Consider the following 15,129-nt stretch of genomic DNA (forward strand, 5'->3'; position numbering starts at 1 on the left):
CAATGATGATACCAGTTTCCAAAAAGAATACAACTGTAGGCAAACTCCCAACCCTTATGGCATAAATCATTCCCAATTCTCAAATCTCAACTCTAAAATGGTATTATGCAGGAGCGATCGCTCCTTTCAGACACCGCTGCATATAAATTTGAGCTACCTTATCATTAGGGTTGATTTCTAAGCAGGCCGAAAACAATCTTATAGCTTCGCCACACTTGTCACTATTGTATAGTACCAAAGCTTGCTCAAAGATTGTCTTTGTCTCTAACTTTTTCTGTCGTAAATCTGGCGGATCTGCCGCAAATATTTCATAAAGTGTTACCATTCGCGATTTGCCTTTAACTGTTACGCGATCGATCAACCTCAAATCATAAAAATCGTTTAACTGTATAAAAGTATTGTGAGTAATTAACATCGAAACTTCATACTCTTTCGTCAAATTTTCCACGCGGGATGCTAAGTTTACCGCATCGCTAATCACCGTGCTGTCCATCCGACTTTGGCCGCCCACCGTGCCTAACATCAAAGAACCCGTATTGATTCCTATGCCAATTTGCAGCGGCGGGGAACCGACCTGATTACGACTAATATTATACTCGTTAAGCTCTTGTAGCATTGCAATTCCAGCTTTCACAGCATGGTCCGCACTGCCATCAAACAGCGCCATAATCGCATCGCCAATGTATTTATCAATAAAACCAAAATTGTCAGTAATTGCTGGTTCCATGCGCGACAAATAACCATTAATAAATTGGAAATTCTCTTCGGGATTCATCCTTTCCGAAAGAGAAGTGAAATCACGGATATCTGAAAACAGTACCGACATTTCTTTTTGTACCTGATCGCCTAATTTGACTTCCAGAATACTTTCATATCCCAGAAAGTGGAGAAATTCGTGCGGCACAAATCGCCCGTAAGCATCTGTTAATTTTTCTTCCGCTGCTAAAGCTTTTTGTAACTCGTCTGTGAATTGGCGGCGCTCGGTTTCAACCTCTAGACGTTCTGTGATGTCTTGAAAAGCTGCGATCGCGTAAACTATGTTTTTCCGTTCGTCGTAGATTGGAGTCGCCCAAACCTCGATCGGCACAATCCGATCCGACCCATGAACTTCTAGATCGTCCATACGCACAAATTCTCCCCGCAACGCCCGAACAATCGGTTGGCTATCCCTCGGATACAATTGATTAGTTCCAGCGTCGTAAAAATGATAAGCTTCAGGGAATTGGTCAGTACATCCATCAAAAATTAAACCTTGGGCTAGTATCCTTTCGCCCCAAGAATTCATGTAAAAAGGTTTACCCTTACCATCCACAACAAATATTCCCACCGGCATCGCTTCCAGGAATTGAGTCAATCGGCTTTTGCTTTCTGACAGTGCCTCATTTAACTTTTCTTGAGCTGCCAAAGCTTTTTCTAAATCATTAGTAAACCTGATTCGTTCCACTTCCACCTGTCTTTGCAAACTAATATCCTTAGCAAAACCTTGATAGTAAAGCACTTCACCGTTAGCATCATAAACTGTGCGCGCATACTCAGAAATCCAGATAATGCTGCCATCTCGACAGTAAATCTGAGACTCAAACTCACACAGAGTACCATGCTGTTTCATCAGCGCCAGAAACTCTTGACGGCGGTTCGGTTTCACATATAATTGCTGCTGAATATCATTAATACTTTCTATCAATTCTGACGCGGAATCGTAGCCGTAAATTTCCGCCAGAGCAGGATTCGCACTGATAAAATGTCCGTCCGGCGTCGTCTGAAAAATACCTTCTAGAGCATTTTCAAATATCCCGCGATACTTCTCTTCAGCTTGAATTAGCGCCACTTCAGCTTCCTTGCGTTCAGTTATGTCACTAAAAGCAATAATTGCATAGGAAATGTCGCCTGTAGAATCATAAATTGGAGTCGCCCAACTCTCTACAGGAATAATCTTATTAGCTGTACGAATTTCTACACCCTCAGTCCGCACATTTTCGCCCCGAAGTGCCCGCATAATTGGCAATTCTTCCACGGGGCATCTCTGATTAGTTCCGGTTTTATAGAATTGATAAATTGCTGCTTTTTGCTCTGAATTAATATGCGGCACAGTGCCTTTGCCAAATATATCCCGCGCTTTCTGGTTAGCGTAGAAAGATTGCCCGTTTGCATCAAGTACACACACGCCCAATGGCATAGCTTCTAGATATTGCGTCAAGCGACTTTCGTTTTCATGGAGTTTGGCAATCAGCATGGCCTGCCTGCGGTTTAATTTTACCAACTCCTGATTCATTTCCTGAAGTTCTATTTGTTTTTCAGCTAATTGTTTATCTTGAAAATATCTATATATTGCCTCAGTGACAGTTAATTTTAAGTCATCACCTTGCCAAGGTTTAGGTATATATCGGTACAATTTAGCATAGTTAATAGCATTGGCTACCGCCTCCAAATCAGCCTGCCCTGTCAGCATGATCTTGAGACAGTTCGGCGAGATAGCATGAACGCTCCTTAATAGTTCGTCTCCTTTCATACTAGGCATGATATGATCGGAAATAACCACAGGAACTTCATACTGTTCTGCTAAAAGTTCTGCCAGCAACTCTAAAGCTTCTTCGCCACTTTGGGCCGTTTCAATTAAATATTTATCTTCAAAAGCTTTCAGCAGGTCTATTTCCAGACTATCGAGTATAGTCTGCTCATCATCGACACAAATAATTACTGGTTTTCTCATAAATTTGCTAGACCAGACTTAATCGCTTCAATTAATTCTTGATTTCGCCAAGGTTTTTCTATGAAAGCATGAAGATTTGCTTGATTTTTTGTGCGTTCGATTGCTTCTTTGTCGGCTTGTCCTGTCAGCATCACTGTCACAATTTGCGGATATTTTTGATGAATTTTAATCAGCAACTCATCTCCTTTCATTCCCGGCATCAACCAATCAGAGACAATTACTAAAATGTTAACCTCATCTTCACATAGCTCTTCAATAATTTCCAGAGCTTCGGCAGCACTTTCAGCAAATTCGCAAAGATATTTACCGTTAAATGCCTGTTGCAGTTCAATTTCCAGACTTTCCAACACTCCTACTTCATCGTCCACACACAAAATTGCTGATTTAGACATCGCTAGTTTCCTTCTTTAGTATGGCAGGGTGAACCCGCATGGGCAGTACACCGTTTTCCAAATTCTACATTCTGCGCGGGTAGACTGCAAATTTTAGCCCCAGACTTCAGCCTCTGGCGCTTTACCTACTCAGTTAAATTAATCGGCAAAGACACGGTAAATGCTGTTTTACCGGGCATCGACTCCACATCAATTTTACCCTGATGTTTGTCAATTATTTTCTTGGCAATATCCAGTCCCAACCCGCTGCCTTCTCCCGCAGGTTTGGTGGTAAAAAAAGGCTCAAAAATTTTCGGAATAATCTCTGGTTGAATCCCCTTACCGCTGTCAATAATTTTTACCAAGACGCTGGTATCTTGTTGTACCGCGTCAATTGTTAAAGTTCCTTGATTGCCCATCGCTTGTAAGGAATTGTGAATTAAATTTGTCCAAACTTGATTGAGTTCGTCGGGATAACACAGTACCACAGGCAATTGATCTTGATAGTTTCTGACAATTTCCACACCCTGCTTGATTTGGTTTTGATAAAGAGTTAATACAGTTTCAATTCCATCCGTAATATTCACTTGTATTTTTTCCCCATTTACATCGTAACGCGCATAATTTTTCAGGGCAAAGACGACTTTGGCAGCGCGCTCAGTAGCGGTAGCAATGGTTCGGGCGCTTCTGTGAATGCTAGCAAAGTCGTAGGCTGTTTTGATAATATTTTCGCTGTCAGGATCTTTGAGCAACGACAAGAATTCTTGCAAATTTCCTTGTAATCCGATATTGACTAAAATGCTAGCAATGCTGTCAGAATTGTCAATGCCTTCCGAATCGAGTTGCTGCTTCACGCCTTTTTTCAATACCCGTTTTTCTCGAGTAGATAAAGAGTAATTTTGTTGACTAGAACTGTACATCAAACGCAAGAAATCTTGCTGGCGTTCGGCTGACAGTTCTTTAAAAAAAACTGGCAAACTTTCGAGATTGTTATCCAAAAAGCTGGTAATATTTCCAATAGACGACCGAATCGCCCCCAACGGCGTATTGATTTCGTGAGCAATGCCTGCAATTAGTTGCCCTAATGCGGCCATTTTTTCCGATTGCACTAATTGATTCTGAGTAGCTTGCAGTTGGTCTAAAGTAACTGTAAGTTCATTGTTTTTCTGTTGGAGTTTTTTTCGCAACTGGCACATAGCTAAATGGGTTTCTACCCTCACTAACACCTCTTCCACCTGAAAAGGCTTGGTAATATAATCTACCCCACCCACAGCAAAGGCTTTGACCTTATCAAGTACGTCATTAATTGCGCTAATAAAAATTACCGGTATGTCGCAAGTTCGTTCATCAGCTTTGATATTTTGGCAAACTTCATACCCATTCATTTCGGGCATCATAATATCCAGCAAAATTAAATCAGGAGGCATACCTTTGGCCGCCGAAAGCGCTAACTCGCCGCTAGGTACAGGGCGGACTTTATAGCCCTTGCCATTCAAAATTCCGGCTAGCAGTCGCAAATTAGCTGGGGTGTCGTCAACTACTAAAATATTACCGCGATCGGTCCTAGGAAGGTCGTTATTCATGTGATATTGTTTGAGATATTAACTTTAAAACTTTGTCGTACTCAAAATTTTCTATACAAGTTGCGATCGCACCTGCCGTTACTGCATCCTTTAATCGAATTTCATCGACCAAGCTATCAATTAAATCCATATCTGCATTCAGTATAGCTAACTTTAAATTAGCTACCAGCGACTCAGGTAATTTCACGAAATCAGCCGCAGTCATTGCGCGATCGCCCTCTTTGAGAGCCGATAAATTAGCTTGACCCGGATCTTCATAAATATAGCGCACTCCGATATGTTTATGCATAGCATCAAAAATATCGGCTTCCCGGAAAGGCTTCCTCATAAAAGCATCGCAGCCCGCCGATAAAATAACTGCCCGTTCTTCCTCCAAAACGCTCGCTGTCAGCGCAATAATCGCAGTAGCTTGACCTTTAATAGTGCTTTTAATATATTGCGTCGCTTCGTAGCCGTCCATCACAGGCATTCTCATGTCCATCCAAATTAGATGCGGTTCCCAACTATCCGAAATCTCAATAGCTTCTTGGCCGTTATTAGCTTCTTTTAGTTCAAAACCCAAAGGAGAGAGGATTTTAATTAACAGTTGGCGGTTGAGCGGTTTATCGTCTACTATCAAAATTCGATAGGTGTGTTGGCTGGGAACCAGGCCTATAACATTCCGGCTCGGTTTTGGGCTTTCAATATCAGCCGCATCGACCGCAATAACTTGAATGTCGAACTTAAAATTAGTTCCCTTACCAACAGCAGAAAAGACACTCATTTCACCCCCCATTAATTCCACAAATTTGCGACTGATTGGCAATCCCAAGCCGGTACCTTCTTGCGAATCCTTGCCTGTCTTGGTTTGCACGAAAGGTTCAAAAAGATCGTCTAATTCATTGGTAGCAATACCGGGCCCAGTATCCTCGACTTCAAAATGAAGGAAGAAGGAAGAGGTAGAAGCTGAATAGTCATTTGGGGTTGAAATGATCTGGTTGTTCGACTGACTTACTTGAGATATTTTAATACCATTAATGGCAAAAACTTCAGTATTTGTTGATACTTCCGATTGAGCAACATTTCCCCCTTCTGCCTGCTGATTTATGCCTGACGACTGCTTGCTAACTCTGACCCATGCACCGCCATCCTCGGTAAATTTAAGAGAGTTATTTAGCAGATTAATTAAAATTTGCCTCAATTTTAAATCGTCCGTTTCTACGTATTGTGGCACATCGGGACTGCGCTCAAAAACCAACTGCAAGTGCTTGTCATATGCTTTGAGTTGAAACATATCTTCCAAGTCATTAAGCAGGCGATAGAGGTCGATTTTTTTGGGATTTAGGGTGGTGCGCCCCGATTCAATTTTAGATAAATCCAGCACGTTATTAATCAGGGTAAGGAGGTGTTCTCCGCTGCTCCTAATTATGCTAATATTTTCTTGATGTTCTGGGGATAGAGTTTGGCTGCGAGTCATCAGTTGGGAAAAACCGAGAATTGCATTGAGAGGCGATCGCAATTCGTGGCTCATATTAGCAAGAAAGGTACTTTTAGCTTGGTTTGCCACTTCCGCTTTGTCTTTAGCTACAGCCAATTCTGCCGTCCGCTCTTGCACTCGTTGTTCTAAAGTTTCAAAAGATTGTTGCAGTTGTTGAGCCATGCTGTTAAATGACTTGGCTAATTCCCCCAATTCGTCGGAGCGTTCAGTTTCTACTGTTTTATTCCATTCACCTTTAGCAATATTTTTGGCTGCTGTATTTAAGCTCAAAATAGGATTTGTCACCCACTGAGAAGTCAGAATACCAATCACCACAGCTACTCCTAAAGCTGCGAAACAAAGCAAAACCGCTGTGCGGGTATTGGCATCGATTTCTTTGGTGAAATCTGCTTCGGGAACAACTACAACAATCACCCAGTCTAAACCTTTGCCGTCTTGGAACGGCAAGACTTTTAAAAATTGTCGCTTGTTATCTATTTCAAAGCTCAATAGCTCGGATTTTTTAATTTGGTCTAATTTTGTAAATTTTGTCGTCAAATATTTAGCTGTCGATCGAGTAAAATGGTTGCTGCTTTCTTCTACTTTAAACAATTGTCTTTCATTACCTTTACTGCGAAACGGTTTTTCTGTTGTGGAAGTTGCTAACAAAGTACCCTGGCGATCTATAATAAATGTTTGACCGGATTTGCCAACTTTGAGACTGTTAAGAAATCTCCCAAGATGGTCGAGACGCAAGGCAGTAAATAAGACTCCTTCTAGCTGATTTTTGTCGCTGTATACGGGTTGGAGAGCGCTGATAATTAAGGTCGGCTCTAGCAAGGAAACATAAACCAAACTCCAAGTAAGTTTGCCGGCTTTTACGGCACTTTTATACGCAGTATTTTGCCTATTGTCAAAGTTTTTGACAATGGTGGCAACTGTAGTGCGATCGCCTCGCTGGTTGGTATTATAAGAATAAAAATTTAACCCAGTAGATGTTTCTATCACATTAATCATTCGGGAGCCGTTAGACAGTTGTTCACCGGATCTATAATCTCCCTTATTGTTGCCAACTGAGGTAAAATTGATATATGGATATAATTGTACTTGCCGCAAAAGATATTTCTCCCAAGCTGATAAGTTTTCCATCTTTAACAAGCCGAGCTTGACAGCATCCAGCTTGGTTTGATTGATTTGATGGGGAGTTGTCAGGTAAACTTGCAGGTTTTGCTCGACACGCAAGCTCACCTCGCTCATTAACTGACTGGCGAGGTTATTAACTGCTTTTTGTCCGTTTCTAAAAGACAGATATCCTACGAGTCCTACGGCTCCCAGGATTTGCAGTATAAATGGAACTATGAGAACAGTTCGCAGCGGTAATTTGTCTAAAATTTTAGAAACCATAAAATTGAGAGGTTTGGTGAACTTAGTCTAGAACCGTATTTGCACAACTGGTCTTAATAGCAGCACCATTTATTTACTGCCGCTTAGCTAGGAGGAATGGATGCGGGCTATTTTAGCTATGGTAGATGCTCAACCCCCATCGAATGTAAACCTAATGTTTGCTCGATTAAAGTCTATTATTTTACCCATTGTCGTATTATTGTTACCATTTAGGTAAAAGTTGCAGTCTTTGGCTTCGAGAACAGCCTGATATTTGATCGCGCGGGCGAGTTTAACCACCAGGGGTCAAGGGGTTTGGAGGCCGGCCAGGAAATTTGCGATCGGCACTCGCCATTTTCCGCAAGACGTGTTATACTCTAAATAGTCAAGGGCACGTAGCTCAGTGGATAGAGCATCAGGTTCCGGTCCTGAGGGTCGGGGGTTCAAATCCCTCCGTGCTCATTTAAATTTATAAAATGACTGATTTTGAGAGACCAGGGACAAATTTTTGTCCTCGGTCTCAATTATTGTGATTTAAGCATCAGTGTCAAAAATCGAATCGCCACTGTAGTCGCAGGTCGCGGACTGATTGCGCCCCTGTTGCTTGGCACGGTATAGTGAACGATCGGCGATCGCAATCAAGTCAGCCGATGATAGTTCCGAAATCGGAATCAAGTTGGCGATCCCCATACTAATAGTAACTACATCGCTCACATCAGAGGTTTTGTGAGGAATATGTAAAGCTTGAATAGCAGCGTGAATCCGTTGGGCCACAGAACTCGCTCCTTCAATATCAGTATTCGGCAAAATGATGGCAAATTCTTCCCCGCCGTAACGCGCCACTAAATCCGCCGGACGGTAGACCACTTCTTGCACAGTCTGAGCAAGTTTGAACAGGCAATCATCCCCCATTTGATGACCGTAGCAATCATTATAACGTTTGAAATAATCCACATCAAATAACAAAAGAGAAATAGGTTTTTGTTCCCGGTGTAGCCGCTGCCATTCATGCTCTAACCGGTCATTAAAACAGCGGCGATTAGCAATTTGAGTCAACCCATCAATATTTACCACTTGTTCTAAGAGGTGAGTCGCGCGGGCTAGTTCTTCGTTAGAGAGTGCCAGTTGTTGATTAATTTCTCTCATGCGCGCTTGGGCCTGCTGCCTTTCTGCCAATTCCTTCTGCAACTTCTGAAAAATATCCGCTTGTTGAATGGCAATCGCTAAATGATTAGCAATCTGTTTAACAAGGTCTACTTCAAATTCTTCCCATTGCCGAGGAGCAGAACATTGATGAATACATAACAACCCCCACAAATCTTTTGCATTGAGCAGTGGCGCAACTAAATTAGCCCGAACCGGAAATTGTTTCCAAAGAGCGCGGTAACAGTGTTGAAGGTCAATATTATGGATATCTTCAACTACCTGCATTCTCCATTCTTTATATGAATCAGGATCTTGTTCACCACCACACTGGTCGTTCAAGAGATTTCTGCTTACCAATTTACATCCTTCGCCTACGGATTCTGAAACAAACTCACCATATCCAAAATTACTGTCAGGATCGAACTTAAATATGCCGACGCGCTCGGCATCAAGAAACAGGCGAATCTCCTGCGAAGCAATCTCAAAAATTGTAGACAAATCAAGAGATTGACGGATGTGTTGAGTAATTTCTTGAAGTAATATCGCCTTGTTGTACTGTTTCCGCAGAGCGATTTCTGCTTGTTTTTGGGCGAGAATAGCTGCCTCTGCTGCTTTTTTTGCTTTAATAATTTCACCTTCGTATAGGATACGCTGGCGGATACAGAGCAAGATACAGTTGTTGACGAAGTTTCCTCCCTGATTCCGACGCACAGCGTTGATCAGCATGGGTATATCACTGCCCTGCTTTGACCTTAATGAGAAGTAAATTTCTTCTACTTTACCGTCGAGCTTCAACAGGGGGAAGAAATGGGTTTGAAAAAAAATCCGGCTGGCCATTGGCAGAATGGAGTCCATTTTCCGTTCCCGCAGTTCATCGGTTTCGTATCCGAGTAATTGCAGTAATGTGGCGTTGACCATTACGATCGTACCATCGTCAGCAAACGAGAGGAATCCACAGGGTGACGTGTTGAGTAGCTCGTCTATCTGGTAGGTCATGTTTGCCATACAAATCAGGTAGTATGAGGTACACTCAAATACTCCTTAATCACCTCGATCGTCTCTTGTGGATGACTTAGGTGCGGGCAATGTCCCGTAGCTTTCATCAGCCGTAGCGTACTTTTAGGTAGGTGGTGCTGAAGGTAATCCCCTACCTCGGTGGGAGCAATCACGTCATCAGCACATTGCAATATCAGTGAAGGTACTGATACCTTGGGTAAATCACTGCGATTGTCAGAGTAAAAAGTTACCTCGGCAAAGCGACTTGCAATCACCGGATCTGTGGAGCAAAAACTTGTCTCAAGTTCCTCACTTAACTCAGGACGATCCTGATTCTGCATCACCATTGGCGCCAGAAAGCTTGCCCAACCAATGTAATTTTTCTCCATGATATCGAGGAGATCCTCAATATCTTTGCGCTCAAACCCTCCGTAATAATTTGGTAAATCATTGATGTAGCAGGGTGAAGGCCCTAGGAGAATCAGGCGATCAAAGTAATTAGGAGGTTGCATTGAGGACAGAAGGCCGATCATACTGCTGACAGAATGACCGACAAAAATCACATCCGTCAATGCTAATTCTTCACAGATATCGAGGACATCCTGAACATAGCCATTGAGGTCGCTGTACCGTTCATAACTGTAGGCACTAATATCAGACTGTCCCGAACCTACATAATCAAATAGGATGATTTTGTAGTCCTTCTCGAAGGCCGGTGTTACGAAACGCCACATATTTTGATCGCACCCAAATCCATGAGCAAACATCATTGTCTGGGTGCCTTGTCCAAACACTTTGATATTATTCCGTAAGAAAATTTTTTTAGTCATTTGAGCGACACGAGAATTAAATTAATTATAAGACTTTTGCGCCCTTTCATGAGGGAGGATTGCTGATCCCACATAGTGGTAGACAACAATTCAGGATGTCGGATTAAATGAATAGCAAACTCAGCAATGACCGGATTCCTCAACATATAACGCTGCCCGATTTCCTCGGCGATCGCTTGTAACTATTCCCATTTCGCTGGGGTTTCCATTCCTTCGGCAATTATGCTCAGATTTAAGCCATCTGGGATTGCAACTATGGTTTTGGCAATTGAGCTATCGCTCGGATCGCTGGCTAAATCGCGGACAAATGAGCGATCAATTTTGAGCGAATTAACCGGAAAATTTTTCAGGTTGTTAAAAGCAGCATAGCCAGTCCCCCAAATCATAGACAAAAATCCCAGTGCCACGCTTCGATAATTGGCTCAAAAGATTGTAGGCAATGTCAACATTAAGAATCATTTCCGTTCCCGTAATCTCTAGCTATAGATATTTTGGCTTCATATCATTACACTCAATAATGCGATCGCTCTTAGCGATTAAAGTCGGTTGGCTGAGTTGACGTGCCGAGAGATTCAACCCGATATTAGGCAGAATTAGTCCTGCTGCTAGCCACTGCTGATATTGCCAGCAAGCTTACTCTAAAACCCATGTGTTCTTCGGGCGAAATCAATCCAGTTTTTTCGGCGATGGGAATACATCGATGATCGGGAGTAACCCCACCTAGTTCAGGAGAATGACCTCCTACTATAACTTTAACACCAGCAAGGCTACCTGTTTACAAATCGAGTAGAGAGAGGATTTTATGCTTTTTGAGATGTCATTGAAATATACAATTTAGAGGAACAACAACTTACCCTACATTTTTACCACAACCTATTGAGTGGGATTGCTATAGCAAAAGGCGCTGATGAAGAAGGCCATAAAAGCTCATATTTCAGCAATTAATAACCTCCCAAACATTTTCGCGGTTGCTATAAATCTTCACAAACTCCTCAAATTAAAAAAGTTGGGTTTCCTAGCTCAACCCAACCTACTTTTAACGACCAATCACTGCTAACTCTCAAATATCCTCATCGTCTTGACCTTGCACACCCTGGAGAATCCGCGATAGCTCACTCTTCTCATTAATCGTAATCCGACTAGGAGAACCGCTGATAATCCGTTCGTAACCACTAAACGAATCTTTAATTTGCGGCCCTCTTTCAGTAATCGTGTATTCTCGAATTCCTTTGTCGTGCCACGAACCGCGCATCTTAAATACATTAATTGCCCGCGACATTTCTCCTCGAATCTCTACATACTGCAGCATGATAATCGTGTCAGTAATCGTAGAAATATGAGAGTCCGTAATCGAATGAGAACCCATAAACTGGTCGCTTGTATTCGTGAAAAACCCGGTTATTTCTTCCTGCTTCGCAAAACCTGTCACTCCGATCACAAATTGCCTGAAAGCATTATTGCTGACACCCCTAGCTAACGCTGACAGCGAGTCTATAGCAATTCGAGAAGGTTTGAACTCAGCAATTTCTGATTTAATACTCTGCAAGTGGTCTTCCAAACCCGCCGATTCCGGGTAAGTGCACAGCAGCTTCAGCAGTCCTTTCTCTTCCATTTCCTCAAAATCAATGCCCCAAGAATAAGCATTGCGGAACAACTGGGCCCGCGACTCTTCATAGGCAAAAAGCAGCGCCCGATTGCCGTTCATACAAGCATTCTGCAAGAACTTGCTCACCAATAGCGTTTTGCCTGTTCCCGTTGCACCCGTAGCCAAAATAATCGAGTCTTTGAAAAAACCGCCACCGCACATCTCGTCGAGAGTTTTATCGCCGGAAGAAACCCGCACGTTTGAAGATTTTTGAGTTAATCGCATCGCCCCCAAGGGGAAAATATTAATTCCGTCATTAGTCATAGTAAAAGGATATTCGCCCTTCATGTGAGTTGTACCGCGCAACTTCAAAATTTCCATGGTGCGGCGGCGGCGTTCCCCTTCCAAAACGTTGCGAACAATCACTACATTATCCGACACAAACTCTTCCACCCCAAACCGCGCCACCGGGCCGTATTCTTCCACCCGTTCCGTAGTCATAACTGTAGTTGCTCCTACTTGTTTGAGGCGCGCAACTAAGCGAAAAATTTCTCGGCGTACCACCGATGCAGCATCGTACTGCTGAAATACGGCTGTCACCGAATCTATTGAAACCCGCTTGGCTTTGTACTTACGAATGGCGTACTGAATTCGCTCGATTAAGGCTGATAAATCAAAATTTCCTACGATATCTTGACCTTCCGGATCGGGAGAAGCGTCCAAAATAAATAGCTTGCCTTCCTCGATTAACTGTGCCAGATCCCAACCGAAACTGCAAGCATTTTTAATAATATCTGTGGGAGATTCTTCAAAAGTTACGAACACTCCAGCTTCGTCAAAATGGGTAATTCCGTTATAAAGAAACTGTACGGCAAATAAAGTTTTTCCCGTTCCTGACGTGCCGCTGACTAGGGTGGTTCTGCCGAGTGGCATTCCGCCGTGACTGATGTCATCGAAACCCTCAATCATCGTGCGAATTTTTTCAACTCCTGGCGTTACCAATCCTTTTCGTTGAACCGTTTGACTAATTTCATTCATGTCGATTTTTGTCAACTCTCAGTATTCTTTAGTTGTCACTCATTAACCGCCGATCATGAGTCTTTGTACCCAGCTTTTAGTTTTGGCTCATGCTCAATAACTAATGACTGCTAACTGCTGACTAATGACCCCGCCCAAAAACCGATACCGTGCCACGTACTCTTGTCGTGGAAAGATAAAAATTTTAGACTTTTTTTCAACCTCCCAGATTCATCTGTTGAGTAAATCTAAAATCTAAAATCGTTCGACTGAGCGCGACTCGACGCTTCGACGCTCGCGCTCGCCGAACGTTTCACGCCAAACCGAAGTCTCAAATCAAAAATTGACTGACTCTCACCTGATTATCTTATGAATTCAGGTCTTCTTCGCGAAGTTCTTCATAGAGCAAATCTAATCCTATCAGAACTTTCTCACGATCGGACAAATCGCCAATAATTTTTCGCACCGGCGGCGGCAGGATTTTGGCCAGCGTCGGGGTTGCCAATATTTTGTCCTCTTCTGCTAGCTGAGGATTTTTGAGAACATCTATGACTTTCAGCGCGTAGACTCCTTGAAATTCTTGTTCTAGGATGTCCTTTAGGGTTTTCAAAGCTCGCACTGAGTTGGGAGTATTCCCCGCAACGTACAGCTTCAGAACGTAGGTTTTCTTCAGAGGACTCATGAACTTTTTTAAATGTTGAGTATTAGTTGTCAGATGTTAGTTGTAGTTGTTATTTGTCTTAAATCCGCTGTTCTTTGTTATTTTATAATATTTTCCGCCTCGCGCTCGCGCGGTCGTTTCTCGGCTCCTTTCTTTTTTGTTAGATTCTACTTTCTACCTTTTCTTTCTTAAATTAGGCCGAATCCGTTCTACATTCTACTTTGATATGTCTCTTTCGGAATCGATCGCCGATACATCTCGCACATATGAGCGATCGCGTCAATCAGGGTCAAACGGTAATCAAGCAATATTTCCTCGCTGCGCCCTTCTAATTTTAGCTGTTTAGCAAACTCGTCCATCAATTCCATGTGAATTTCTACAATTTGAGTCACGGGAACGTCAGCAAAAAAAGCCAAATTCACAAATTCATCTATTTGATTGTTGACCGCAGCATCTTGAGAAAAATAATTCAAAACGATGTCGCGATAACTTAACTTGAGTTGCTCCAAAAACTTTTGCTTCTCAGGTCCCGACAGATTTCTTAAAAAAATCTGGGAATTTCTTTTATAATACACACCTAAGTATCCTAATCGCTCCCGTAATTTTTCCGCCAGCCGCCGCTGCTGTCGGCTGAGCAAACTTTGAGCAGTCAATTGGGCTGTCGCATCGACCGTTACGGATTGGTAATTGACAGGAACCGGAGTTGAAAGTTTGAGAAATTGTGCGATCGCCTGATCGATACCTGCAGCTATTTCGTTCGATCGAGCGATTGCCAGTTGCACCTCAGCAGGGTGATAAAAAAAAGCACAGCTTTCGTCTTGACTCTTGTTGGCGGCGGTACTGGCAGCAGCCTCAAAACCATCTGAATATGGTGCTTCGGGCTTGCCATCTACCTGCGCGTGAGGCGAAAAAATCACAGCCGGCAAAAATAGCGATCGTTCTTGGAGCTTGCCCAGAAGCGATCGCAGATCCCCATCCACCTCCAAAACCAAACAATCAAGGTGATAATTGTGCTTAATGAACCCGAAAAGCTCCACTGACGACTTAAGGTGCGTTAAAGTATAGCGTTCGCCTCTCAAAAGCTCGATCGCAGAGGCTGCGATTTCCTTAGAGTGGACAAAAATACCGATAGACAGTTGAGGAAGCAAAGCTGTAGGTGCACCACCTAAGTTGCCTGAAAGTGCTGGATCGCTCAGAGTTGATATCTCCTTTACAAAAAACTTAACATTTTAACAATCATCTCAATATTTATTTTAACCAATCTTAACCGCAAAATAAGTGATGCGCTTCTACCAGAGGAAGAATCAAAGTGTACTCCGTGGTTTTTGTGTCAAGCACCCTGAGCGTGATTTCTGCAATTAAGCTTAAGCCTTAAAATAATTGCTAGTCGC

10 protein-coding genes and 1 tRNA gene are annotated in these 15,129 nt (G+C 42.8%); 1 reads left to right on the forward strand and 10 read right to left on the reverse strand.

The genetic code is table 11. The annotated features are described in order from the left end of the window. Positions 1–103 precede the first annotated feature (103 nt). The 4 genes from QUB37_RS14635 to QUB37_RS14650 all read right to left on the reverse strand — a co-directional run bounded on the left by QUB37_RS14635 (position 104) and on the right by QUB37_RS14650 (position 7,524). Positions 104–2,710: a PAS domain S-box protein gene (locus QUB37_RS14635; protein WP_333163107.1), complete on the reverse strand. Its 2,607-nt coding sequence runs from the start codon at positions 2,708–2,710 to the stop codon at positions 104–106. After that, a complete protein-coding gene (locus QUB37_RS14640) occupies positions 2,707–3,102 on the reverse strand; it encodes a response regulator (RefSeq protein ID WP_333163109.1) in 396 nt (131 codons plus the stop codon). The genes QUB37_RS14635 and QUB37_RS14640 overlap by 4 nt, the downstream gene beginning before the upstream one ends. Positions 3,103–3,227: 125 nt before the next feature. Then, complete coding sequence (locus QUB37_RS14645; RefSeq protein ID WP_333163111.1) at positions 3,228–4,664, reverse strand: response regulator; 1,437 nt, start codon at positions 4,662–4,664, stop codon at positions 3,228–3,230. Next, a complete protein-coding gene (locus QUB37_RS14650; protein ID WP_333163113.1) occupies positions 4,657–7,524 on the reverse strand; it encodes an ATP-binding protein in 2,868 nt (955 codons plus the stop codon). The genes QUB37_RS14645 and QUB37_RS14650 overlap by 8 nt, the downstream gene beginning before the upstream one ends. Positions 7,525–7,892: 368 nt before the next feature. Between QUB37_RS14650 and QUB37_RS14655 the strand changes: the two genes are divergently transcribed. Further along, positions 7,893–7,965 (forward strand) — tRNA-Arg (locus QUB37_RS14655). Between the two features lie 72 nt (positions 7,966–8,037). Here the strand turns inward: QUB37_RS14655 and QUB37_RS14660 are convergent. The 6 genes from QUB37_RS14660 to QUB37_RS14685 all read right to left on the reverse strand — a co-directional run bounded on the left by QUB37_RS14660 (position 8,038) and on the right by QUB37_RS14685 (position 14,886). Beyond that, positions 8,038–9,654 (reverse strand): diguanylate cyclase domain-containing protein, encoded by a 1,617-nt coding sequence (locus QUB37_RS14660; RefSeq protein WP_333163115.1) that lies wholly within the window; start codon positions 9,652–9,654, stop codon positions 8,038–8,040. A gap of 5 nt (positions 9,655–9,659) precedes the next feature. Then, positions 9,660–10,415 carry an alpha/beta hydrolase gene (locus tag QUB37_RS14665; protein ID WP_333163117.1) on the reverse strand — a complete coding sequence of 252 codons (756 nt, stop codon included), beginning with the start codon at positions 10,413–10,415 and terminating at the stop codon, positions 9,660–9,662. 242 nt (positions 10,416–10,657) lie between these two features. Further along, the gene (locus tag QUB37_RS14670; protein ID WP_333163118.1) at positions 10,658–10,861 is read right to left on the reverse strand and encodes an EAL domain-containing protein; all 204 of its coding nucleotides are present in this window, start codon (positions 10,859–10,861) and stop codon (positions 10,658–10,660) included. Positions 10,862–11,535: 674 nt separating this feature from the next. Further along, positions 11,536–13,098, reverse strand: a complete 1,563-nt coding sequence (gene kaiC / locus QUB37_RS14675; RefSeq protein WP_333163120.1) for a circadian clock protein KaiC — start codon at positions 13,096–13,098, stop codon at positions 11,536–11,538. Positions 13,099–13,444: 346 nt separating this feature from the next. After that, on the reverse strand, positions 13,445–13,759 hold the full coding sequence (gene kaiB, locus QUB37_RS14680; protein ID WP_006632119.1) for a circadian clock protein KaiB: 315 nt from the start codon (positions 13,757–13,759) through the stop codon (positions 13,445–13,447). Between the two features lie 188 nt (positions 13,760–13,947). Next, complete coding sequence (locus QUB37_RS14685; protein WP_333163122.1) at positions 13,948–14,886, reverse strand: circadian clock protein KaiA; 939 nt, start codon at positions 14,884–14,886, stop codon at positions 13,948–13,950. Between the last annotated feature and the right edge of the window lie 243 nt (positions 14,887–15,129).

This window comes from Microcoleus sp. AT3-A2, assembly GCF_036705685.1.
Classification (GTDB): domain Bacteria; phylum Cyanobacteriota; class Cyanobacteriia; order Cyanobacteriales; family Microcoleaceae; genus Microcoleus.